This is a genomic window from Serratia sp. KG1D (genome assembly GCF_037150675.1).
Classification (GTDB): Bacteria; Pseudomonadota; Gammaproteobacteria; order Enterobacterales; family Enterobacteriaceae; genus Serratia; species Serratia nematodiphila.
Genome location: NZ_JBAGIH010000004.1, coordinates 1 through 24,264 on the forward strand (window position 1 = coordinate 1; position 24,264 = coordinate 24,264).

General features: G+C 61.4%; 13 protein-coding genes. 7 read left to right on the forward strand and 6 right to left on the reverse strand.

Annotated elements, in window-relative coordinates:
* Positions 1–331: 331 nt before the first annotated feature.
* The 3 genes from actP to acs all read right to left on the reverse strand — a co-directional run bounded on the left by actP (position 332) and on the right by acs (position 4,342).
* Entirely contained in the window at positions 332–1,984 is a 1,653-nt protein-coding gene (gene actP, locus WFM45_RS18120; RefSeq protein ID WP_033631542.1) for a cation/acetate symporter ActP, read from the reverse strand.
* Entirely contained in the window at positions 1,981–2,292 is a 312-nt protein-coding gene (locus WFM45_RS18125; RefSeq protein ID WP_004930047.1) for a DUF485 domain-containing protein, read from the reverse strand. Before WFM45_RS18125 ends, actP begins: the two co-directional genes overlap by 4 nt.
* A gap of 91 nt (positions 2,293–2,383) precedes the next feature.
* The gene (gene acs, locus WFM45_RS18130) at positions 2,384–4,342 is read right to left on the reverse strand and encodes an acetate--CoA ligase (RefSeq protein ID WP_004930044.1); all 1,959 of its coding nucleotides are present in this window, start codon (positions 4,340–4,342) and stop codon (positions 2,384–2,386) included.
* Between the two features lie 901 nt (positions 4,343–5,243).
* Between acs and gltP the strand changes: the two genes are divergently transcribed.
* Together gltP and WFM45_RS18140 are read left to right on the forward strand one after the other, a co-directional pair.
* Positions 5,244–6,560 carry a glutamate/aspartate:proton symporter GltP gene (gene gltP / locus WFM45_RS18135; protein ID WP_015376334.1) on the forward strand — a complete coding sequence of 439 codons (1,317 nt, stop codon included), beginning with the start codon at positions 5,244–5,246 and terminating at the stop codon, positions 6,558–6,560.
* Between the two features lie 273 nt (positions 6,561–6,833).
* Entirely contained in the window at positions 6,834–8,177 is a 1,344-nt protein-coding gene (locus WFM45_RS18140; RefSeq protein ID WP_336956700.1) for a condensation domain-containing protein, read from the forward strand.
* 43 nt (positions 8,178–8,220) lie between these two features.
* On the opposite strand, the gene WFM45_RS18145 is transcribed toward WFM45_RS18140, so the two are convergent.
* Entirely contained in the window at positions 8,221–11,316 is a 3,096-nt protein-coding gene (locus WFM45_RS18145) for an amino acid adenylation domain-containing protein (RefSeq protein ID WP_336956702.1), read from the reverse strand.
* Between the two features lie 64 nt (positions 11,317–11,380).
* Positions 11,381–12,991: a condensation domain-containing protein gene (locus WFM45_RS18150; RefSeq protein ID WP_103086350.1), complete on the reverse strand. Its 1,611-nt coding sequence runs from the start codon at positions 12,989–12,991 to the stop codon at positions 11,381–11,383.
* Positions 12,992–13,524: 533 nt separating this feature from the next.
* Between WFM45_RS18150 and WFM45_RS18155 the strand changes: the two genes are divergently transcribed.
* The 3 genes from WFM45_RS18155 (at position 13,525) to WFM45_RS18165 (ending at position 19,885) form a co-directional block, all read left to right on the forward strand.
* Positions 13,525–15,618 carry a TonB-dependent receptor gene (locus WFM45_RS18155; protein ID WP_015376338.1) on the forward strand — a complete coding sequence of 698 codons (2,094 nt, stop codon included), beginning with the start codon at positions 13,525–13,527 and terminating at the stop codon, positions 15,616–15,618.
* A 78-nt stretch (positions 15,619–15,696) separates the two neighbouring features.
* Positions 15,697–18,606 (forward strand): condensation domain-containing protein, encoded by a 2,910-nt coding sequence (locus WFM45_RS18160; protein ID WP_336956707.1) that lies wholly within the window; start codon positions 15,697–15,699, stop codon positions 18,604–18,606.
* A gap of 46 nt (positions 18,607–18,652) precedes the next feature.
* On the forward strand, positions 18,653–19,885 hold the full coding sequence (locus tag WFM45_RS18165; protein ID WP_048325759.1) for a YncE family protein: 1,233 nt from the start codon (positions 18,653–18,655) through the stop codon (positions 19,883–19,885).
* A 221-nt stretch (positions 19,886–20,106) separates the two neighbouring features.
* On the opposite strand, the gene WFM45_RS18170 is transcribed toward WFM45_RS18165, so the two are convergent.
* Positions 20,107–22,401 carry a TonB-dependent siderophore receptor gene (locus tag WFM45_RS18170; RefSeq protein WP_085337554.1) on the reverse strand — a complete coding sequence of 765 codons (2,295 nt, stop codon included), beginning with the start codon at positions 22,399–22,401 and terminating at the stop codon, positions 20,107–20,109.
* Between the two features lie 284 nt (positions 22,402–22,685).
* Between WFM45_RS18170 and fes the strand changes: the two genes are divergently transcribed.
* On the forward strand, positions 22,686–24,059 hold the full coding sequence (gene fes, locus WFM45_RS18175; RefSeq protein WP_074469401.1) for an enterochelin esterase: 1,374 nt from the start codon (positions 22,686–22,688) through the stop codon (positions 24,057–24,059).
* On the forward strand, positions 24,034–24,240 hold the full coding sequence (locus WFM45_RS18180; RefSeq protein ID WP_004930023.1) for an MbtH family protein: 207 nt from the start codon (positions 24,034–24,036) through the stop codon (positions 24,238–24,240). Before fes ends, WFM45_RS18180 begins: the two co-directional genes overlap by 26 nt.
* The last annotated feature ends 24 nt before the right edge of the window (positions 24,241–24,264 follow it).

Consider the following 24,264-nt stretch of genomic DNA (forward strand, 5'->3'; position numbering starts at 1 on the left):
GTTGTTTTGTCTGTTATCTGGCGTTCTGCACGAGCATGGGCATCCTGAGACGAATGGTGTAGGACAAATCCGCCGGGAGCGGATTTGAACGTTGCGAAGCAACGGCCCGAAGGGGGGCGGGCAGGACGCCCGCCATAAACTGCCAGGCATCAAACAAAGCCGAAAGCCCTGAACTGACGTTCAGGGCTTTTTGCTATGCGTAAAACGTAAAAAAGCGCAGCTACGCTGCGCGGTTTTTCCCCCTCCTTCTTATTCTCCGCCAGCGAGCCAGAGAAAAGGCCCCGAAGGGCCTTTGATTAGGGTGTGTTTGCTTTTTTCACTTATTATTCGATCAATGCGAGCTGCCTTGGGAGATGCCCAGCCCGGTTTGCGAACGGACAAACTGGGCCCGGAAGCGTTCCCGCTCCTGCTGCCCGGCCAGCGAGCTGTCGGTGATCGAGAACAGCCAGGTGCCGACAAAGGCCACGATCATCGAGAATAGCGCCGGGTATTCGTACGGATAAATCGGTTTCTCATGGCCGAGGATCTGCACCCAGATCGTCGGGCCGAGGATCATCAGAATCACCGCCGTTAACAGACCCAGCCAGCCGCCAATCATCGCGCCGCGGGTCGTCAAACGCGACCAGTACATCGACAGGATGATGATAGGGAAGTTACAGCTGGCGGCGATGGAGAACGCCAGCCCGACCATAAAGGCGATATTCTGCTTCTCGAACAAAATCCCCAGGGCAATGGCGACCAGCCCCAATACCACGACGGTGATCTTGGAGACCTTCAGCTCATCGCGCTCGGTCGCCTTGCCGTTTTTAATCACGCTGGCGTACAGGTCATGGGACACTGCCGAGGCGCCGGCCAGCGTCAGGCCCGCAACCACCGCCAGAATGGTGGCGAACGCCACCGCCGAGATAAAGCCGAGGAAGAAGTTGCCGCCAACGGCATTGGCCAGGTGCACCGCCGCCATGTTGGTCCCGCCCAGCAGCGCGCCGGTGGCGTCTTTGAACGCCGGGTTGGCGCTGACCAGCAAGATGGCGCCGAAGCCGATGATAAAGGTCAGAATATAGAAGTAACCGATAAAGCCGGTGGCGTAGAACACGCTCTTGCGCGCTTCCTTGGCGTCACTCACGGTGAAGAAACGCATCAGGATGTGCGGGAGGCCGGCGGTGCCGAACATCAGCGCCAGGCCAAGCGACAGCGCGGAAATCGGATCGGACACCAGCCCGCCGGGGCTCATGATGGCGATGCCTTTCGGATGCACCTTCACCGCTTCGGCGAACAGGGTATTGAAGTCGAAGTTGACCGACTTCATCACCATCAGCGCCATAAAGCTGGCGCCAGCCAGCAGCAGCACCGCTTTGATGATCTGCACCCAGGTGGTGGCCAGCATGCCGCCGAACAGTACGTACAGCACCATCAGAATGCCGACCAGGATCACCGCCACGTGGTAGTTGAGCCCGAACAGCAGCTGGATCAGTTTGCCGGCGCCGACCATCTGCGCGATCAGATATAGCGCCACCACCACCAACGAGCCGCAGGCCGAGAGGGTGCGGATCGGTTTCTGCTGCAGACGGTAAGAGGCGACATCGGCGAAGGTATAGCGGCCGAGATTGCGCAGGCGTTCCGCGATCAGAAACAGAATGATCGGCCAGCCGATGAGGAAGCCGATGGAGTAGATCAGGCCGTCATAGCCCGAGGTGTAGACCAGTGCGGAGATGCCGAGGAACGAGGCGGCGGACATGAAGTCACCGGCGATCGCCAGGCCATTTTGCAGGCCGGTAATGCGCCCGCCCGCGGTGTAGTAGTCCTGACGGGAACGGGTGCGTTTGGAGGCCCAATAGGTGATGTAGAGCGTGGCACCGACAAACAGGATAAACATCACGATCGCCTGGATGTTCAGCGGCTGGCGATGCACCTCGCCGCCAATGGCGTCGGCGCAGGCCAGGCCCGGCAGTAACAGCAGCGCGGCGACGGACAATAAGCGCTTCATTGTTTCACCTCGCGCAGAATCTCTGCGGTGAGGCGATCGAACTCGCCGTTGGCGCGAAACACGTAGATCCCGGTCAAGACGAAAGAGATCACGATCAACCCGACGCCGACCGGGATCCCGCGGGTGATGGTCGATCCGGCGGCGATCGGCGTGCCGAGCCATTGTGGATCGAAGGCGATCAACAAAATAAAGCCGACGTACAGCGCCAGCGTAATCAGCGAAAGCAGCCAGGCGAACCGGCCGCGTTTTCTCACCAGCTCTTTAAAGCGCGGGTTTTCTTCAATCCCTTGATAAATGGTGTCATTCATCAGAGTGTCTCCAGTCGGTATTGAGAGAGTACGCCGCGCCAGGGCCGCTCAACGGCGCGTTATCCGAATGAGCGGCCTGAAGCGGCGTAAATTATGACGGCACTTTCATTGATTGTTTTTCTTCCAACAGCTTGTCGACTACGGCCGGATCCGCCAGCGTGGAGGTATCCCCCAGGTTGCTGGTGTCGCCGGCGGCAATTTTGCGCAGGATGCGCCGCATGATCTTGCCGGAGCGCGTTTTGGGCAGCGAGTCTGTCCAGTGCAGCACATCCGGCGTAGCGATCGGCCCTATCTCTTTGCGCACCCAGTTACGCACTTCGGTATAGAGCTCCGGCGTCGGTTCTTCGCCGTGGTTCAGCGTGATGTAGGCGTAGATCGCCTGGCCTTTGATGTTGTGAGGAATGCCGACCACCGCCGCTTCGGCGATTTTCGGGTGCGATACCAGCGCGGACTCGATCTCGGCGGTGCCCAGACGGTGGCCGGAGACGTTCAGCACGTCGTCGACGCGGCCGGTGATCCAGTAGTAACCGTCCTCGTCGCGGCGGGCGCCGTCACCGCTGAAGTACATGCCTTTGAAGGTCGAGAAGTAAGTTTGCTCGAAGCGATCATGATCGCCGAACAGGGTGCGCGCCTGGCCCGGCCAGGAATCGACGATCACCAGGTTGCCTTCGCAGGCGCCTTCCTGCGGCGTGCCGACGTTATCGACCAGCGCCGGCTGTACGCCAAAGAACGGCCGCGTGGCGGAACCGGCTTTCAGCTCAGTGGCGCCCGGCAGCGGGGTAATCATGAAGCCGCCGGTTTCGGTTTGCCACCAGGTGTCGACGATCGGGCATCTCGCGTTGCCGATCTTGTTGTAATACCACTCCCAGGCTTCCGGGTTGATCGGTTCGCCGACCGAGCCCATGATGCGCAGCGAATCGCGTCGGGTGCCTTCGATCGCCTTGTCGCCTTCGGCCATCAACGCGCGAATGGCGGTCGGTGCGGTATACAGAATGTTGACCTGGTGTTTGTCGATCACCTGCGACAGGCGATTGACGCCCGGATAGTTAGGCACGCCTTCGAACATCAGCGTGGTGGCACCGCAGGCCAGCGGGCCGTACAGCAGATAGCTGTGGCCGGTGACCCAGCCCACGTCGGCGGTGCACCAGTAAATGTCGCCGTCGTGGTAGTCGAACACATACTTAAAGGTCATCGCAGCGTAGACCAGGTAGCCGCCGGTGGTGTGCAGCACGCCTTTCGGCTTGCCGGTCGAACCGGAGGTGTACAGGATGAACAGCGGATCTTCGGCGTTCACTTCTTCCGGCGGGCAGTCTGCGGAGACGCCCTGGGTCAGCTCATGCCACCACAGATCGCGCCCTTCCTGCCAGTAGCCCGGTTTACCGGTGCGTTTGAATACCACCACGTTGGCCACGCTGACCACGCCGGGATTTTTCAGCGCATCGTCGACGTTCTTTTTCAGCGGCACGGCGCGGCCGGCGCGCAGGCCTTCATCGGCGGTGATCACCAGTTTGGCGTTGGAGTCGATAATGCGCCCGGCGACGGCTTCCGGCGAGAAGCCGCCGAAGATCACCGAATGTACGGCGCCGATGCGCGCGCAGGCCAGCATGGCGACCGCCGCTTCCGGCACCATCGGCATATAGATGGCCACCACGTCGCCTTTTTTAACGCCGAGCTGTTTCAGCACGTTGGCGAATTGGCAGACATCGTGGTGCAGCTGTTTGTAAGTCACCTTTTTGGATTGGGTCGGATCATCGCCTTCCCAGATAATGGCGGTTTGGTCACCGCGCTCGGCCAGATGGCGGTCCAGGCAGTTGGCCGCCAGGTTCAAGGTGCCGTCTTCAAACCAGCGAATGCTGACGTGGCCCGGATCGAACGAGGTATTTTTAACTTTGGTATAGGGTTTGATCCAATCCAGGATTTTGCCATGCTCACCCCAGAAAGCCTCTGGGTCTTGAACCGACTGTTGATAATACTGTTGGTATTGTGCCGGATTAATCAGGGCGCGTTCTGCAATTGCAGAAGGAATAGCGTGTTTATGCAGTTGGCTCATAGCTTTTCTCCTTGAAGTTGTTAATGATATGTCAACTGAAGGTTAAGTATAGTTTGCTACGATTCTTTGTTTCTTTTTTGCGCGGCAGATCACGCAACAAAGATATTGATTTGTAATCGTTCTGTCGCATTTGCAGGGCGTATCTATCTCTTTGGCGCTTAAATCCTCATAAACCCACGTTTTTAACCAAAAACACTTATATAAAGAACAAAAAAGAATAAACCAAAACGGACTCAACTGCCGTGAAATTAATAGATACGATCAGGGTCGCCATTATTTCTCGCTATAAATCTTTTTGGGTTGTTTTTCGCTATTAATATTCTAAGTTGGCATTAGCACGATATAACGATGGACTGCACCGCGTGAAATAACGTTTTATTAACGCTTAATTCCTGATGAAAACTCGGGAAATACCCTGTGGCATTCATCCTGCGGTGTCGTTCGATTTTTAATCGAAATATAAAGTGGCGCTGCATTTATGGACGAAAGTGTCACTCGGCCAATTCTCATTTATTTGACTTTTGAGTAACAAAATATAAACATATGATGCGGATTAAATATGCAGAATGAGCGAAAAATAACGCATTTTAATCGCGTTCAAAAAATCGTCGTCGGCGTGGTTATGTACTTCATTATATGAAAAATTATTTTTTTAATAACAAGCAATTATGCCATTTGAAATAGTTCCGCGAAATTTTTGTGATTCGATTCAGCGCTCAAGCCTGACAAATCAAGGCTTGCAGAGCATGCCGCCCGGATGATACAGATTTATACTGCGTGGCACCCAGGGCAGGTGAACGCTTCCACTGAATTAACATAAGCCTGTAATAAATGATTAAGTATTCTTTTCGCCGTGTTGCGACTTTGTACGGCGCAAAGAGTCTTTGAGGACTTTTTGGGTATGAAAAGTGTAAAAATTAGCCTGGCTTGGCAAATCCTGATCGCGTTGGTACTGGGTATTATTGTTGGCGCGGTATTGCATAACCAGACCGAATCTCGTGAGTGGCTGGTGAGCAATATTCTCAGCCCGGCGGGTGATATCTTTATTCGTCTGATCAAGATGATTGTGGTGCCGATCGTTATTTCCACGCTGATCGTCGGTATTGCCGGCGTGGGGGATGCGAAAAAGCTGGGCCGCATCGGATTGAAAACCATTATCTACTTCGAAGTGATCACCACCGTCGCCATCGTGGTGGGGCTCACCTTGGCCAACGTCTTCCAACCCGGCCACGGCATCGATATGTCGACGCTGACCACGGTGGACATTTCGCAGTACGAGAAAACCACCGAACAGGTGCAAAGCGGTTCGCACAGTCTGGTGGCGACCATTCTGTCGCTGATCCCGTCGAACGTCTTCTCGTCGATGGCCAAGGGCGACATGTTGCCGATTATCTTCTTCTCGGTGCTGTTCGGCCTGGGGTTGTCGTCGTTGCCGAAAGAGACCAAAGAGCCGCTGCTGAAGGTGTTCAAGGCAGTGTCCGAGAGCATGTTCAAAGTCACCCACATGATTATGCGCTATGCGCCGATCGGGGTGTTTGGCCTGATTGCGGTCACGGTAGCCAACTTCGGTTTCGCTTCGCTGCTGCCGCTGGCCAAGCTGGTGGTGCTGGTGTACTTCGCCATTGCGTTCTTCGCCCTGGTGGTGCTGGGGGCGGTCGCCCGGCTGTGCAACCTGCGCATCTGGACGCTGATCCGCATCCTGAAAGACGAACTGATCCTGGCTTATTCCACCGCCAGTTCGGAAACGGTGCTGCCGCGCATCATCGAAAAGATGGAGGCTTATGGCGCGCCCAAGTCGATCACCAGCTTCGTGGTGCCGACGGGTTACTCCTTTAACCTGGATGGCTCGACGCTGTACCAGAGCATCGCCGCCATCTTTATTGCCCAGCTGTACGGCATCGAGCTGTCGTTGGGGCAGGAGATCGTGCTGGTGCTGACGCTGATGGTGACCTCGAAAGGGATCGCCGGCGTGCCGGGCGTCTCGTTCGTGGTGCTGCTGGCCACCCTGGGCAGCGTCGGCATTCCGTTGGAAGGCCTGGCGTTCATCGCCGGCGTGGACCGTATCCTGGATATGGCGCGCACTGCGCTGAACGTGGTGGGTAACGCGCTGGCGGTATTGGTGATCGCCAAGTGGGAGCACCAGTTCGATCGCAAGAAGGCGCTGGCCTACGAAACGGAGTTCCTGGCGCAGAAGGTGAAGCCGGCCAACCAGGCCTAATTACCGAGTATCGCCGACGTTGAAAACGCCCCAGGCAGTTGTGCCGGGGCGTTTTGTTTTTATGGCTCTTCAACCGGCCACTTTCTTTTCTCTGTCCTACTGCGCGACTTGCATCCCCGCTTAACAGAATCTAAAGTGTTACCAAATTAATAAAAATGATAATAGATGTTATTATCATTTTCATTTAATGATGTATGGAGACACGCAAAGCCGTTGAACGGTGGGGTTACGCCCGTTCGGCGTCTTTATTCAGGCTTATCAAAGGTAGGTAACATGTCGGACACCGCTTTGGCCTCTGAATGGTTGCCGCTGGCGCCAGCGCAGCTTGATTTCTGGGAAGAACACACCTTGCACCCCGGGCAGCCCCTGTCCACCGTCGCACACTGCACCGAACTGTGCGGCGCGGTAGAGGAAGAGACGCTCTGCCGGGCGATCGCCACCACTCTCGCCGAGACGCAGGCGTTTGCCTTGCGCTTTGGTGAGCGGCATGGCGACGCTCCTCCGTCGTTGCGTTACGATCCACAGTGCACACCGCCATTGCAACGCATCGATCTGCAAACGCACGGCGATCCCTGGCAGGCGGCGCAAAACCTGATGCGCGAAGATATCGCGCAGCGCCGGGCGCTGCATAGCGAGCCGCTAGCCGCAGCCTGGCTGCTCAAACTGGAGCCGGAGCGCTACCTCTGGTACGTGCGTGCGCACCATATTCTGATTGATGGCTTCGGTATGGCCCTGATCGAACACCGCTGCGCCGCGTTATATGCGCACTACCTCGGCCAGGGCAACGCGGGTATCCCCCTGGGCGCATTTGGACCCTTTCAACAGGCCGAGCTGGCCTACGCTGATTCTGAGCGATGCGAGCGCGATCGGCGCTTTTGGCAGACCTATTTGCCGCCGTCACAGGCGCTGCCGACGGTGCGCAAGGGCGGTGAGGCCTATGGCGTACGGCGTTTGAGCACCCACCACCGGCTACCGGCGGCGGTATCGCAACGACTGGCGCAGTTGGCGGAGCGCAGCGGCATCAATTGGCCCGACTTGCTGGTGGCGCTGTCGGCGGCCTGGCTGTTTCAGGTGATGCCCCGCGACACCCGGCAGGGCGATACGCTGCCGATGTGGATGCCGGCGCTGAATCGCCGCGGGCAGGCCGCCACCAACGTGCCTTCGCTGGCGGTCAACACTCTGCCGCTGCTGGTGTCACCGTCGCAAGCGGAGACGCTGGGGAGCTTTCTCACCACGCTGACGCAGCAACTGCGTGAGCTGCGCAGCCACGCCGGCTACCGCCTGCGGCAACTGGCCGTCGATCGCGGAGTGGCTCCGAACTCGCGCTTCTTTATTTCCCCTTTCATTAATGTGCAGCCCTTCGATGCGCCCCGTTTCACCGGCTGCAGCGGTACGCGCAGCGTATTGGCCGGCGGCTCGGGCGACGGTTTCAACCTGACTTATCGCGGCCGCACCGACGCCCGCGATCTGCAGGTGGATATCGATATCTATCTGGAGCAGTTTCCGCCGGAGGATGCGCTGGACTATGGCGAGGCGCTGCAAGAATTTCTGTTGCGTGCGCTGCAGCGGGAAGCCTGGGGGCAACCGCTGGCGGCCCTGACGGCGTTGCCCGCCTGAGAAAGTGCGGGCGGGAGGATGCTCCCGCCCGAGTGGCAGGGCTTCAGCTGGCCAGCAACGCCGCCACTTCGCGCGCGTTCTTGCACGGCAAGAGCGAACTGCTTACCAGACGGGTGCCAAAAGCGTCATTGAGGCGTGACGCCACCTGTTTGATATGCGGCAGCTTCAGCCCCATGGCGATAAACGCCGTCTCTTCCCCCCATTCCGGGCGCGGGGTCACGCCGATCGCCTGCCAGTAAATGGTCAGTATCTCGGCGCTGCGCGCCAGCGGCGCGTGCGGCGGCGGGGCCGCGCAGGCGTTCAACGCCGGCGCGGTTTGCTGGTGGCTCAGGTCGGCGCGGATGCGATGGCGGTCGGTTTTACCGTTGGCAGACAGCGGCAGCGCCTCGGCGTGGATAAAGCGCGTGGGAATATGGGTACAGGGCAGATAGCCGGTGGCGAAGGCGCGGATCTCGGACAGCGGCAGCGGTTTGCCGTCGCGGGTCAGATACAGGGCACCGAGCGCCGCTTCGTTGTTCTCTCCGCTGGGATAATCCACCACCACCATATCCCGGATCGCCGGATGGCGGCGCAGCACGTCTTCGATTTCCGGCAGCGAGACGCGCACGCCGCGGATCTTCACATAGCCGTTCACCCGGGTGGCGAACATGATGTTGCCGTCCGCACGGTAGTAGCCCTGATCGCCAGTGCGGAAAGCGCGCAGCGGTTGTCCGTCCGGCCCTTCGAGGGTGATGAAATCGTGCTGCTTCAGCTCACCCTGCTCCAGGTAGCCCAACGCCAGATTGACCCCGGCGGTATGGATGCGGCCGACCACGCCGGCCGGGCAGTGGCTGCCGTCGTCATGGCAGATGAAATAACGGTTGGCGGGCAGCGGGCGGCCGTAAGGCACGGTGCCGCTCTCCTGCGGGGCGATCGGGTGCCAGATGCTCCAGATGGTGGTTTCGGTCGGCCCACCGAGCGAGAACAGCGCGAGATCCGGGCGCAGGGTTCGCAGGGTTTGCACCGTCGCCGGCTTGATGTAGTCGCCGCCTTGCGCCACCAGGCGCAGCGAACGCAGGCTGTCGGCCGTTTTGCAGGTGAGCAGCATCTCCAGAATGGCCGGCACCGAACACCACAGGCTGACCCGATGTTTTTCCACCAGCTGGTTCCAGCTGATGGCGTCTTTTTCCTGATGCGGCGCCGGCAGCACCAGCGTAGCGCCGGCGCACAGCGAACCGAACAGATCGAACATCGACATGTCATGGTGCGGCGGCGTGACGGAAATGAACACGTCGTCGGCGGTGACCGCCCAGCGCTGCTGGGTCTGGTGGATAACGTTGGCGGTGGCGCGGTTGTTGAGCACCACGCATTTGGGCTTGCCGGTGGTGCCGGAGGTATACAGGTAGTAGCTTGCGGTCAGGCTGGCGCTGCGTTCCACCAACGTCTGTTCATCCGGCAGCGCAGGCGCGCGATCCGTCGGCGCCAGCAGGATCGCCGGCGTCACGCCGATCGGCGTCTCCAGATCGCCGCCGTGCACCACCAACGTCGGCCGGCAGTTCTCCAGCAGGTAGGCGGTGCGTTCCGGCGGTGAGTTGATATCGATAGGCACCCAGATCACGCCCTGCAGGGCGCAGGCGAGGCTGAAGATGATCTGTTCCGGGCTGCGCGGCAGATACAACGCCACCACGTTGCCCGGCTGCACGCCGCGGCTTTGCAGGTTGGCGATCGCCGTGGCGATCCGCTGGCCCAGTTCGCGGTAGGTCAGCGTCTGTTCGCCGCAGATCAGCGCGTTGCCGCCGTTTTGTGTGCCAAACAGCCGCTCGGCCAGCTGCGCCAGATAAGGATAAGGCGCGTAATTCGCTTCGCTATCATTGTGGCGATAATGCGCCAGATCGATGAAGTCCCGCGGCGCGATCGCCAGGTCGGCCCGTTGGCAACTGTGCAGGATGCGTCGCTGCAACGCGGCCAGCATGGCTTCTACCTGCTCGCCGTGCAGCGCCTGTTCGGCGTAGTCCACGCACAGCTGCAGATTTTTTTCGCTGTCCAGCGTCAGGCGAATGTCGATGGCGACCTGCGGCGTTTGGGTCAGGCCGTCGTGGAAGCGCACCGGCGCCTCGGCCGGCAGCGTTTCCCAACCCAGGCAGTTGGTCAGGATCACCGGCAGCGCCGGGCCGCCCTGGCTTTGGCCGAGCAACTGCCGCGCCAGATCGACGCCGGAAAACGCCAGGTGGTCGAGCGCGCCGAGCACATCGTCCTGCAGGGCTTGCGCGCGCTGAATAAAATCTTCGCCGTGGCGGGAATAGCGCACCGCCACGAAGCTGGAGGCGTTGCCCAGGGCGCCGTCGGCGGCGGGGAACGCCACCGGCACCCCGACGCACAGCTCGCCATCGGTGGTCCAGTGGGCCAGCGTATCGAGGATCAGCGCCGACAGCAGGCTGTTGCGCAGCAGCGCATGCGGCGATCCCAGGCGGCCAAGCTGTTTTACCGTATCGCGCGGTAGCGTCAAGGTGGCGCGGCGATAGCGTGATGAGGTGAGATTGGCGAGCGGGGCGCGCCACGGCAGTGCCGACGGGGTGGTGACATCCAGCAGCTTTTCACGCCAGTAGGCGGCATCGGCCTGGCGCTGCGTCGCCGATGCGGCGGGGGGCGGCAGTGCGGCGGCGGTCGACGTCAGAGGGCGATCGTCGAACAGGCGCGCGATCACGGTGGAGATCCCCTGGCCGTCGAGGATCAAGGCATCAAAGCTGGTAAAGATCAGCGTATCGTACGGCGATCCCGTCGGATCCTGCTGTTCGGCAAGTTGGATCACGGCGATGCGCCACAGCGGTTGGCTCGGATCGTGGCGCTGGTGGGAGTAACGCTCGCGCAGTTGTTCGACCTGGCGCTGCGCCGCTTCGCCACCCAGGGAGCGAAGATCGTGGCGATCCAGATGCAGCGTCACCTCCGGGCGTACGTGCTGCGTGCCGCGCTGCACATCGATGCAGGTGCGCAACGCCGGGTAGTGCTGTACCAGCTCGGTCAGACGCGCTTCAAGGCGCGGTACATCCTGCTGCCGGGCGCGGTATTCGCGAAAGTCGTGCATCGCTACGCCGCCGAGCGGCCATCGATCGCTGCGGCCCAGAAGGTAGGCCTGCTGCAGTGCGGTTAATGGTGTCTCCATGGTACTTCCCTATAGTCGCTAACCGATTAAAACGAGCCGGGCGCCGTGCGCCCGGAAACCGATCTCAGTGCTGCGGCGCCAGCGCGGCGAGCAGCGTTTTCGCATGCCTTCCTGCCTCGGGCGACCGTTGGCAGATCAACGCCGCCAGCGCAGCCGGGGAGGGATGCGCCGTCAGATCCTGCGCCGTCAGCGCCGCCGCCAGATACTTGTTGAGCACCGTCAGCAGCGCGTTCACCCCGGCATCCGGCAAGGCCAACCGGCGGATATCGTCGTGGTCGCGCACACTGGCCTCGGGAGCCACCCGCGCCAGCAGCCGGTGCAGCACCTGGCGCACCGGCGCCTGCTGCGCCAGCGCGTCGGGCGTGCATTGCGCCAGCAACTGCGACAGCGGGCGATCGAATGCCCCCGCTTGCCGCGCGGCCAGGTGCAGCAGCGCCCGGTAACAGGCCAGCAGGCGCGGCAGCACCTGCTCGGGGAACGCGTCCAGCCGCACGTCCCAGTTGATCAGAATGCCGTCGTCGACGTGGGCGACCTGCGCATCCAGCGCCACCTGCGGCCCCTGAGAGATCACCCAACCGAGACGGCCAAAGGTGTTGGTGACCCGTTCGGAAAACAGCGTTTTGCCGCGGATGCCGAAACCGGCGGTAAACACCACCGGCGAAGGCTGCAGGCTGCCGTGCAGGCGCGACAGATCGCGCATCACGCTGACGCCGGGGTAATCCGCATGCTCGATCAGCTCCGCCAGCTGCGTCATCAGGCGCCGGCAGAAGGCGTTCAGGTTTTCCGTCGGGTTCAGTTCCACGCCGAGCAGCACCAGGTTAGAGAAATCGCCGATGAGGCGATGTGCGTCCTCCCGTTCGCTCTCGCGGTGGAACAGCGGCACGTTGAGCCGGAAGCGTGTCATGTTCCAACCCTGGCCGACGGCCAGCGCGAACAGCGCCAGAAACAGCGTCGAGAGGGAGGTGTGATGCCGTTTCGCGACGTTTTCCAGCGCGCGGCTTTCTTCTGCATTCAGCTGTATGGCCAAACGATCGCTGCGGCAACGGTCCGGCGTGCGCAGCAGGCGCGGCGCCGGCGGCATCTGTGCCAGGCGTTCACGCCACCAACGCTGGCCGCGTTCGCGCCGTTGGCGCAGCGCCACGTCGGCGTCGCGTCGTTCGAGGTGATCGAAGTAGGCCGGCGGCGCGTCATGGGCTGGGGCCGCCGGACACTGGTGATAAAACGCCGTCAGATCTTCCATCAACAGGCGAAAGCTCATGGCATCGCCGGCGATCATGTCGAGATCGACATGCAGGCGGCTGCGTCCTTCCGGCAACAGGCTCAGGCTGATATCGCAGGGAACGCCCTGTTCCAGCGGCAGCAACTGGGTGCTTTTCGCCTGGCGTTTGGCGGCGAGCGCGGCCGCCAGCGTTGCTTCATCGGCATGTCGCCAGTCGTCGAGATGCAAGGTATGTCGGGGGCCGGGAGGCGCGATCGTCTGCCGGCCATCGTCGGTAATGCGCAGGCGCAGCAGCGGATGACGCAGGTACAACGCCTCGACGGCCTGGCGCAGCCGAGCGATATCCAGCTCGCCGCCGTCGAACTCCGCATACAGATGGGCGGCCATGCCGCCCAGAGGGGGAGCGGACTGTCGGCCAACCCAATAGGCGGCCTGCATCGTGGTTAACGCTTTCATCGGGTATCCATTTTGATTCAGCCAACGAGACTGCAAGAATATATCCAAATGTTAATAGGAATGAAAATTATTATTATTTGATCCATTTGGCGCACGGGTGCTATCTATAAGGCGTTTTAGCGATGCCGGGCAGAGAGGGCGTTGGGTGTGAATAATTTATCTATATTATTCTTAGTATTGAAATGATTGCTTGTTATTGCAGCGCTTGTTTTTCCTGCGAAAGTATAAGGTTTTCTGGCGGTTATCGTGGCCGCTCTCACACCTTTATTGATAATGATTTGCATTAGAAAATGCAAAATATTATCATTCTTAACATTATTTTACGTTTTTATACAAGCCGTCGGCCGCTCCGCCGGCGGCTTGGCCGTGGACGGGCCGCGCCCGTTCGGCCGCGAAAGACATGGGTTTGCCGCAGGGATAAGCAACAGCAAGGCCGGGAAGGCCGCAGCGTCATGGTCTGTGTGAGTGTCGATGTAGGTTGTGTAAAAAAAATCAAATTTTGTGCACCTCTGGGATGAAAGGAGAAGACATCTATGGGCAAGCATTTTGCGGCTCAACGGCATGAAAGCGTAGGAAACGGGGAAAAGGCGGGGTTAAGAGCCATTGGGGCGTTTTCCTCGGTATTTTTAGGCGTGTGTTCACTGGCGATCGGTAACGTCAACGCGGCGGAAACGAAGAGCAACGAAACCTACCAGGACGCGGAAACGCTGCTGGTCACCGGTGAGAAGATCAAACGTTCCATTTTCGACACCGGCTCCAGCGTGCAGGTGTTCGACAGCAACCGCATCGCCTCGATGCCCGACGCGGTGCAGATCCCCGATCTGCTGCGCATGACCCCCAACGTGGTGGATCTGGGCATCGGCAACGAACTGCCGACCGTGCGCGGTATCGACGGTTCCGGCCCGAACGTCGGGGCCAATGCTTTCCTCAGCGGCACCCGCCCGCGCCTCAATCTGTCGTTGGACGGCCGTTCGCTGACCTATAACGAACAGGCGTTCGGCCCGCAGTCGCTGTGGGATCTGGATCGCGTCGAAGTGTTCCTCGGCCCGCAAAGCTACATCCAGGGGCGCAACGCCATCGCCGGCGCCATCGTCATGGCCAGTAAAGACCCGACCTTCGAATGGGAAAGCGCCTTCAAGGGCGGAGCCGGCAACCAGCACTCGTCACAGTTGGCCGCCATGGCGTCCGGCCCGCTGGTGGAGGATCAGCTGGCGTTCCGCGTCAGCGTCGATCGCCAGCGCCGCCGCAGCGAGGCTGACCTGCCGGCCTATGCGCCAGTGGGCGATCCGCGTGAAGTGGAAGCCACCACCGCCCGCGCCAAGCTGTTGTTCAATCCGGCCGGCCTGCGCGATCTGACCACCAAGCTGACCTTTAACCACTTCGGCAGCACCGCACCGCAAAACGAAAGCCTCAACCCGCAGCCGCATCCGACCAATCCGCGTCACGATCCGCGCCGCGCCGTGTTCAAAAGCAACATGAACAGCACCATCTGGGATCTGGCCTGGGAGGCCTCCGATGCGCTGACGTTTGAAAACCGCGTTATCTACACCGATTTCAACATCAACCGTCCTACCGCTTACAACATCCAATACGCCGAGATCGACGGCCAGGAAGTTCACGTGGAGCCGGTGGTGCGCTTCGGTGGCGCGGACAGCCGCCTGCACGGGCTGGCGGGGCTGCGTTACTTCCACGGCACGCAGGATGAGTTCGTCAACATTTTCGGCGGCTCGACCTTCAAGGATAAAACCGATACCCATTCGGCGTTCGCCGAGCTGACCTATGCGCTGACGCCGCAGGTGGACGTGACCGCCGCCAGCCGTCTGGAACGCGAACACCGTCGCCGCGACGGCGGCAGCCAGGCGGTGCGCATCGATTTTGATGAAACCTACACCGTGTTCCTGCCGAAGCTGGACGTGGCCTGGAAACCGACGGATACCCAAACCTACGGCGCCAAGATCGCACGCGGCTATAACGCCGGCGGTGGCGGCATCACGATCGGCACGCCGGTGGTCAGCTACACCTACGGTTCCGAGTATGTCTGGAACTACGAGCTGTACACCCGTCATCACCTTAAAGACGCCAACGTGGTGCTGACGGGTAACATCTTCTACAACGATTACAAAGACATGCAGCTGCCGTACTCGCTGGGTGAGAACTCCAGCGTGATCCGCAACGCCGACAAGGTGGAAACCTACGGGGCGGAAATCGGCGCCACCTGGCAGCCGCGCTGGGACTTCGAGCTGTTCGGCAACCTCGGCCTGCTGAAAACCGACATCAAAAAGTTCTCGGGCAGCGGCGTGGAAGGGCATGAGCTGGCGCGCGCGCCGGCTTACACCGCCAACATGGGGGCCAAGTATCAGTTCCTGAAAGGGTGGGAGCTGAGCAGCAACGTGGCGTTCACCGACTCCTACTATTCGCAATACGACAACGACTCGCGCGGGCGCATCGGCTCCTATTGGACGGCCAACGCCCAGCTGGCTTACACCTTCGACTACGGCCGCGCCACGCTGTATGCGAAGAACCTGTTTGACTCCGACCGCCGCGAGATGATCCGAAGCAATGACATCTACACGGCGACGCTCCAGCGCGGCCGCCTGATCGGCGCGGCGGTTGAGCTGACTTTCTAACGCTATCGCGGTGACGGGGGACGCATGTCCCCCGTTTTGTGCGCTATCCCGGCACGGCCGGGCAAAGGAGATAACGTAGTGATCGGTGATTTTGACAGCATTCTGAGCGATGAAGAGGCCCAGCGGCTGGAGAGCGCGTTTCAGGCGCTGGGCGCGGCGTCGGCCAACGGCGAGCGGTCGGTAAGCGAAGCCGAAGAGCGGGCATGGTTCGCCCATCTGCAGCAGGGTGACGCACGCGGGCAGCGGGCGCTGGCCTGGCGCCTGACGGGGGAAGTGGATATCGCCCGGCTGGCGGCGGCGCTGCAGGCGCTGGTGCGGGAGACGCCGGGCGTGGACGTGCGCTATGTTTTTGATGACGAAAACGGGCTGGTTAAACGCCCCGCCGGCTCGGCGCCGTTGCCGGTGAGCCTGCGTCAGGTGGCGGACGAACAACACGCCATGGGTTGCCTGCTGCAGGCGCAGGCAACGCCGTTTGAACTGGAAAACGAAGCGCCGCTGCGCGGCTTGCTGTTGCTCACGCCGGGTGATGACGTGATTTTGGGCGTGGTCTTGCATGACATCCTGGCGGAAACGCTGCCTTGGCGCCACCTGCCGGCGATGCTGTCCGCCCGTTACAACGGGGATGTGATGCCTCTGCCTTTCGCGGCGGAGCCGGTCGAGCTGGCGGAAACCACGGAGCCGCAACTGCCCTGGGCGCGCCAGGCGGTCTCGCTGCAGGATTACCGCAGCCCGGTGCCGCGTGCTGCAGCGTTGCCGCCGGTGGGCGCGCGCGTGGTCACGCGCATTGATCGCTCGCTGTTGTCCGCCAACGACACGCCGCGGGCCTTGCTGGCGGCGGTGGCGGCGCGGTTTGCCGAGTTCGTCGCCGCACAGGCCGGCGGGCAAGCGGTGCAGCTGTGCGTGCCGGCCGCAGAAACGGCGGAGTTCGTCGGCCTGGAGCTTGGCCTGACGGCGCCGCCGCTGATGCGCCTGACCGTGCTGCATGGCGAGGGCGACGTCGGGCAGCGGCTGCTGGCGCAGACCGTGGCCGAACAGCCGGATCCGCAGCGGGCGCAGCTGCTGGTGGCCTGGCGTGACGATCTGGCTGCGGACTGGTGCATGGAAGGCGTTCACGCCGAACGCCTGTTGTTGCCGCCGCTGCATACGCCGTTTGAACTGGCGCTGCTGTTGGGCTTGCCCGAGGCGGAAGCGCTGACGCTGGAGCTGGTCACCGACCCGCGTCTGTCTCCGCACGCGGCGCCGTTCCTGCTGGAGCAGTTCAGCGCGTTCCTGGCCGGGCAGCGGATTGTCGTCGCCTTGCCGGCGGCTGAGGCCGCTTCCCCGGCGATGGCCGCGCCGGCGACGAACGGCGAGGCGGACGAAAGCGTTGCACCGCTGATTTTGCAGGAGTTCCGTGAGGCGCTGGTGGCGCCGGAAATGACCCTGGATGAAGACTTCTTCGATCGCGGCGGCCATTCGCTGGTCGCCACCCGGGTGATCGGCCGCTTGTTGAGCCTGCATCAGATCGAAATCAACATTAACGATCTGTTCAGCCATCCGACGGCGCGCGGGCTGGCGGGCTACGCCAAACGCCTGAACGTCGCGCAACCGAATGCCGCGGTGGCCGCCGCCGACGATCATGATCGCGCGCAGGCGCCGCTGTCGCTGGCGCAGGAATCGCTGTGGAAGGTGTATGAAGCCTTCGGCCATGACGAGATTTTCAACCTGCCGTTCTCTTTACGCTTCTTCGATGCGGTGGATGAAACGGCGCTGCATCAGGCGTTTATCGACGTCATGACTCGCCATACCGTGCTGCGTTCACGCTTTGTCGAGCAGCAGGGCGAGGTGGTGCAGGTGGTGGTGCCGGCCGCAGAATTGCCGGATTATCAGTGGTTCCGCTTCTCCCACGAGACGCCGGCGGGCAACGCCGCCGCCCTGTTGGCCGACGCCGGCCAGCACCGGTTCGATCTGGCCGCCGAGCTGCCGCTGCGCGTCACGCTGCTGCGCGATGCGGACAACGGCCAGCAGCTGCTGTCGCTGCTGTTCCACCATGTGGTGCTGGATGAATGGTCGCTCAACCTGATGATGGATGAGCTGGGCATCGCCTACCGCCATCGCGTCGTCGGCCAGGCGCCGCAGTGGAGCGGGCAACCGCCGCAGTTCCACACCTTCGCCCGGCAGCAGCGGGCCTCCGGGGTGCAGCAGCAACATCTGGACTACTGGCTCGATGCGCTGCGCGGCGCGCCGGTCGGCCAGCCGATCTTCCGGCAAGAACCCTCTACCCACCCGGCAGTGCCGGCGCCGGCGGACGTCAACGGCGGCTGGCTGGAGTTCGAGGTCGATCCCGCTGTGGCGGAGGGCCTGTATCAGCTCGCTCGCCGCAATAACGCTTCGCTGTTCAACGTGGTGTATGCCGGGATCACCTCGGCGCTGCGCCTGCTGGGCGGCCCGGCGGATCTGCTGGTGGGCACTTCGACCTCCGGTCGTAACGACGCCGAGTTCTTCGATACCGTCGGCTACTTCACCACCGTGGTGGTGCACCGCGTGCGCTTCGACGAAGGGCTGACGGTGGCCGGCTTGGTCAGCCAGGTGAAAAACACCGTCAACGGCTCGTTGCCATACACCGACATTCCGATCGATCTGGTGGAGGAAGGGCTGTTCGGCGTGGACGCCGACCGCAAGAACCACATGTTTGAAGTGTTCATCCAGATCCACAGCCGCATCAAACTGAACGGCGAGTTCCGGCTGCAGGACGGCAGCGCGATCGCCTACCGTCAGGTGGAGCCGGAGAAAGCCGAATCGTTGCTCGGCCTGCAGTTTGAGGTGATGGAAGACGATCTGGCGGGGGCGAAATCCCTGCGGGTGATGATGACCTACCGCCAGGATCACTACAGCCGGGAGCAGGCCAATCTGATCGCCGACGGCGTTCAGCATGTCTTTACCCAGTTTGCGCAGCACATCGCTGGCGATATCGCTCTGGCGGCGCTGCCGCCCGGGCCGCAGGCATGACGTTGTTTCACTCTAACCGAAAGCATGATTTCAAGGAGATAAAAGGATGTCTGGAACCCTAGCAACCCCGCGCGCGTTACTGTCGCTGCTGGTGGCGGCCTCTCTGGTGGTCGCCGGCGCCGCGCAGGCCGACGATGCCGGCATCAAACCGCAGGACATCAAGCGCCAGGCGCTGTCGTCGACGGTGGTGGAGATGGCCTACAGCACCTCGCAACAGGCGCTGTTCGTCAGTGCGCCGGACTGGAAGGAAGAGGCGCGCTCCCGCGTGCTGCGGCTGGATCCCAACACCCTGGCGATCAAGGCGGAGATCCCGCTGCAGGTGAAAGGCTTCGGCGTGGCGCTGAACGACGCGGGCAATCGCCTGTACCTGACGCAGGCCTTCAACGGCGAAGTCGGGGTGGTGGACACCACCACCAACCACGCGCTGGGCAGCATCAAGCTGCTGGACAAAGCGGTGCTGGAGCAGGCTTACAAGCAGGCGGGCATCAGCGGCAAGCGCCTGGATTTCCTGTTGGCGGAGCTGAAGAAGTTTAAAATCACCGAGGACTACCTGTACCGCCTCCGCGAGCTCAAGTATGACGCGCAAAGCGGTCGTCTGTTCCTGCCGGGCTTGGGCTTCGGCGTCGACAGCGTGCTGTACGTGGTCGATACCAAGGCCGGCAAGCTGGAGAAAGTGATCCCGGGCTTCGGCTACAACGCGGTGGGCATCACGCTGGATGAGAAGGGCCGCCGGGTATTCGTCTCCAACATGCAGGGGCAGGTGATCACCCTGAACGCCGACACGCTGGCGATCACCGCCACGCACGAAGTGCAGGCCGATCAGCTGCTGAACCTGGTGTATGACCCGGCGAGCAATCGCCTGCTGGGCGTCGATCAGGGCATCGATCGCGACGACTACCGCAATCATCATCTGGGGCACGACTATGTGAAGCGCAGTAGCGGCCACCGGGTATTCGCGCTGGATGCGGACAGCGGCAAGGTGCTGGCCAGTGAGCTGACGGATGAGGTGCCGATCGGCCTGTTGCTCGATGAGCGCAGCCAGCGGCTGTATGTCGCCAACCGCAAGGGCGTGCGCGTGGATCACGGCGCCGGGACGCTGACGGTGTTTGACGCCAAGACGCTCAAGCGCCTGCAAACCGTAGACCTGCCGCCGCACCCTAACAGCCTGGCGCTGGATCCGAAAGGCGACGCGCTGTTCGTGACGGTGAAAAACGACGGCGCTTCCACCAAGGCCGGCAAGCCGGAAAGCGTGGTGCGCATTCAGCTGCACACCAGGTAACGCAATGGAAAGATAAAAAAAGGGGCGCCGCGGCGCCCTTTCTAGTGGCTGACAAAGGAGGAAAAAGCGTGGTTTTTCCTCCTTTGTGGTTATCGGCCGAAAATCAATGAATTGATTTTCCTTATTTTCTATCTGTCGCCTAATGAAAGCCCGGCAACGTCATCCGCTTTGTCATTTACCTCAAGGGGTGCTGAGCACCCCTTTGTGGTTGGGTCATGCCATCAGAAGTGGGTGTTGATGCTCATGTAGTAGGTGCGGCCCGGTTCGTTGTAGGTGGCCGCACCCGCGCCGGCGATGTTGATCGCGCCGGTGTTCGGATTGCCGACGTTCTGCGCGTTGCCGGCGCGGAACTGGCGTTTGTCGAACAGATTGTCGATGCCGGCGGTGACGCTGACGTTTTTGGTCAGGTCATAGGTCGCGCTGGCGCCGACGACGGCGTAAGGGCTGACCTCATGGGTTTCGCTGCCGGTGGCCGGTTTACCCTGGTAGTTGTACTTCTTCGGCTTCTGACGGCCGTACCAGGTCAGGGTGGACTGCATCGACAGATCCTGCGTGGCCTGCCAGCTGAGGGTCGAGTTGACGGTGAACTTCGGGATCACCGACAGGTAATCGCCGGTGGTCTTGTTCTTGTTCTCGATCATGTAGGTGGCGTTGTTGCTCCAGGTGACGGTCTCGCTAACCGGCACGTTCAACGAGCCTTCCAGCCCCTGAACTACCGCCTTCGGTACGTTCTCCCATTGGTAGACGGCTGTACCTTTACTGCTGGTAGCGATGCGAGAAGTACCCGCTTCAATCTTGTTGTGGTAATCGTTGCGGAAGTAGGTCACGCCGGCCAGCCAGCCGTCGTTATGGAACTCCAGCCCGATCTCTTTGTTAACGCTGGTTTCCGCCTTCAGATCGTCGTTGCCGAGCAGGTAGCAGCCGTCGAAGGTATCACCGGCCGTACAACCTTGACCCGCGCTGTATAACACGTAGTTACTGTTGGTCTGGAACAGGTTAGGTGCTTTGTACGAACGTGCGATCCCCATCTTCAGCGTGAAGTAATCACCCAGTTCCTGCGACAGGTTCAGCGCCGGGCTCCAGTTGCTGCCGGACTCTGAATGCAGATCGTAACGCAGGCCCGGCGTCAGCATGGTGGTGTCGGTCAGTTCAATGTTGTCTTCGGCAAACAGTGAAAAGATATGTGCGGAGGAATAAGGGTTGCGATTGCTGCTAGAGATGCCTTCAATTGCTCCCCCGGTTTTAGCGCCTTCAAGCGATTGTGCGATAGAAGAGCCGTCCTTCATCCGCTGCTGGCTCCACTCGGTGCCCAGCGTGGCGGTCTGGGCGACGCCTAGCTCAAACGGTACGCTGACTTCGCTGTGCGCCAGGAAGTCGTCCAGCTTGGTGGTGCCGAACCCGGTATTGTTGACATCGAAGATGCCTTCGGTACCGCCGGCCAGCCCTTCGTTGATACGGGTGTTGCGGGTGCGTTCAAACTGCACGTAGTTGTTGGTGCTCACGCCGTTGTCCCAGGCGCCGCGGTGGGTCAGGCCGAAGGTCTCACGGTAGATGCGGTTGGTTTCTTTGCCGTAGTTGCTCTGCACCAGGGCATTGGTGTTGGTGTTCTGGGTATCGCCGGCGTACAGGTTGCCCTGGCGGCCGTAGGCGTACTCGAACTCCAGCGACTGCAGATGGGCGAAGTCCCAGTGCAGCAAGGCGTCGATGTTTTTATCGACCACCCCTTCGCGCCCGGCCGGGACGCTGTTGGCGTAGGTACCCACGCGTTCGGACTTGTGCGATTCGTTAAGATCCCAGGCGTCGGCCTGCGTTTTGCTGTAGCCGCCGAACAGGCGGAAGCTCAGGGAATCGCTCAGCGGGCCGGACAGGCTGAAGTCGGTGCGCTTGGTGGCGCCTTCCTGCTTGTGCTGCGGCACGTTGAAGTAGCCGTTCAGCGAGCCGTGCAGCGCATCGCCGGCTTTCTTGGTGATGATGTTGACCACGCCGCCCGCGGCGCCGTTGCCGTAGCGCGCCGCGGCCGGGCCGCGCAGCACTTCGATGCGTTCGATCATTTCCGGCGGCACCCAGGCAGTATCGCCGCGGGAGTCGCGCTCGCCGCGCCAGCCCTGGCGCACCGAGTTGCGGCTGGAGGCCGGTTTGCCGTCGATCAGCACCAGGGTGTTTTCCGGGCCCATGCCGCGGATATCGATCTGGCGGTTGTTGCCGCGCTGGCCGCTGGTGGAGTTGCCGGTCAGGTTAACCCCGGGCATGGTGCGGATCAGTTCGCTGATGTCGCGCGCCGGCGGGCGTTTTTTGATTTCGTCGGCGGTGATGGTGGACACCCCCGGCGCCTGCAGGTTCTGCCGGGCGGCGGTCACGACGATGGTGTCTTCGCCGCGCGGCTTTTTATCCGTGGCGCCGCTGTTCTCTTCCGTGGTGGTGGTGTCGGTTTGCTGCGCGGCGTTGGCGAACGCGGACGCGCCCAATCCCAAGCCGATAAGAGTGGCTAAAGAATAACGTGATAGCTTGCTTTTCATCTGAGTGTCCTACCTTGCTGCCATCCCTCGCCGAATGGGGGGAAGGGCGGTTGTAGTTTTTGTGTAGTCGGAAATAGAAAATCGGCTGCGGCAAGGGATGCCATTGATGTATCCCCGATCCCTGTCCGTTGCGCGCAATACCAGCACGATCTCCAAGCCTTACACACTATTGCAAATGCAAATTATTATCAATAGTATTTGGCGTACAGTGCGTTCGGGCGGTGGCCGGCGATAGGGAAAAGTCGACGTTCCCGGTGCCGCCAACTACAAAATGGGTAGGCGTTGTGAATACAGAACTACAGTCAGAAAGCAGCAGATTATTGGCCAGCAGCAATGCGGGCAGTCCAGGGTGGTGGTTGACGGTGGCACGACGCGGTACGCCATGGGTAGAACCGGCGGGTAACGGCCGCTGGCGCACCACCTTTTTCTGGCGCGATCCCCAGGGATGCGAATTGACCTCCGCCTACCGTCGCGTATGGATCAACATTAACTGCCTGACCGACCACCATCAGCCGAATCCGCCGCAAAGCCTGCAGCGTTTGGCCGGCACCGACGTGTGGTATTGGCAGACCGAACTGAGCGGCGCCTGGCGCGGAAGCTACTGCTTTATCCCCTGCTTTGACGAGCGGCCGCCGGCGTTCAGCGGCGACGATGCGCACGCCAACATGCACAACCTGCGTCACTGGTGGCACCAGGTGTTCGCCAGCGCTACACCCGATCTGCTCAACCCGTATCGTTCCTGGCAAAGCGCCAGCGGCCACAGCGTCTCCGGGCTGCACATGCCGGATGCGCCGCCGCAGCCGGTATGGCGTTCGTTCGACGAATATGAGATCGCCAGCGGGCGCTGCACGCCGCCGCTGCCGGCGCGTTTGCAGCGTCATACCTGGCAGAGCGAGCGCCTGGGCAACAGCCGCGATGTCTGGATCTACACCACCGGCGACAGCAAGCCGGCCGAGCGCCCGCTCGCGATCTTGCTCGACGGTCAGTTCTGGGCGAAGCAGATGCCGGTTTGGGCGCCGCTGATGCAGCTGACCCGCGAGGGGGCGTTGCCGGAAGCGGTGTATGTGCTGATCGACATCATCGATCTGCCGCACCGGGCGCGAGAATTAACCTGCAAGGACGATTTCTGGCTGGCGGTGCAGGAAGAACTGATGCCGCAGCTGGCCGACTGGGCGCCGCACAGCGACAAGCCGGCCGATACGGTGGTGGCGGGGCAAAGCTTTGGCGGCCTGGCCTCCCTGTATGCCGGGCTGCGCTGGCCGCAGCGCTTCGGCGCGGTGATCACCCAGTCCGGTTCCTACTGGTGGCCGCGGCGCGACATGCTGCAGCTGCCGAGCATTCCCGACGACGCCTGCTGGCTGATGCAACAGGTCGAACGGCACGGCCTGGGCAACCACGGCGCGCTGAAGGTCTTTATGGAAGCCGGTTCGCAGGAAAAACTGGTGCATCGGGTCAGTGGCGAAATGGCGGCGCGCCTGAGCGACGCCGGCCATCGGGTGCACTACCGGGTGGTGGAAGGCGGGCACGATGCGCTGTGCTGGCGCAGCGGCCTGACCGATGGGCTGCAGGCGGTATGGGCTTCCGCTTTCGCCACCGCTTACCCGGCATCGGCGACGGCACGAGGAACACATGATGGAAAGCCTGAATCCGTTCGATGATCAACAGCAGCGCAGCCTGGTGCTGCGCAACGTACAACAACAATACAGTTTGTGGCCGGATTTCCGCGCCATTCCGTCCGAGTGGACGATCGTCTTTGGCCCGGCGGCGCGCCTCGAGTGCGCCGAATGGCTGGAACAGCATTGGCAAGATATTCTGCCGGTCGCAGCACGCGAGGCGTGACCGGCGCCAGGTAATCACGGGAGC

Coding starts and splice junctions, on each gene's coding strand:
- actP (WP_033631542.1), bottom strand. CDS start 1,984: ATGAAGCGCTTATTGTCCGTCGCCGCGCTGCTGTTACTGCCGGGCCTG.
- WFM45_RS18125 (WP_004930047.1), bottom strand. CDS start 2,292: ATGAATGACACCATTTATCAAGGGATTGAAGAAAACCCGCGCTTTAAA.
- acs (WP_004930044.1), bottom strand. CDS start 4,342: ATGAGCCAACTGCATAAACACGCTATTCCTTCTGCAATTGCAGAACGC.
- gltP (WP_015376334.1), top strand. CDS start 5,244: ATGAAAAGTGTAAAAATTAGCCTGGCTTGGCAAATCCTGATCGCGTTG.
- WFM45_RS18140 (WP_336956700.1), top strand. CDS start 6,834: ATGTCGGACACCGCTTTGGCCTCTGAATGGTTGCCGCTGGCGCCAGCG.
- WFM45_RS18145 (WP_336956702.1), bottom strand. CDS start 11,316: ATGGAGACACCATTAACCGCACTGCAGCAGGCCTACCTTCTGGGCCGC.
- WFM45_RS18150 (WP_103086350.1), bottom strand. CDS start 12,991: ATGAAAGCGTTAACCACGATGCAGGCCGCCTATTGGGTTGGCCGACAG.
- WFM45_RS18155 (WP_015376338.1), top strand. CDS start 13,525: ATGGGCAAGCATTTTGCGGCTCAACGGCATGAAAGCGTAGGAAACGGG.
- WFM45_RS18165 (WP_048325759.1), top strand. CDS start 18,653: ATGTCTGGAACCCTAGCAACCCCGCGCGCGTTACTGTCGCTGCTGGTG.
- WFM45_RS18170 (WP_085337554.1), bottom strand. CDS start 22,401: ATGAAAAGCAAGCTATCACGTTATTCTTTAGCCACTCTTATCGGCTTG.
- WFM45_RS18180 (WP_004930023.1), top strand. CDS start 24,034: ATGGAAAGCCTGAATCCGTTCGATGATCAACAGCAGCGCAGCCTGGTG.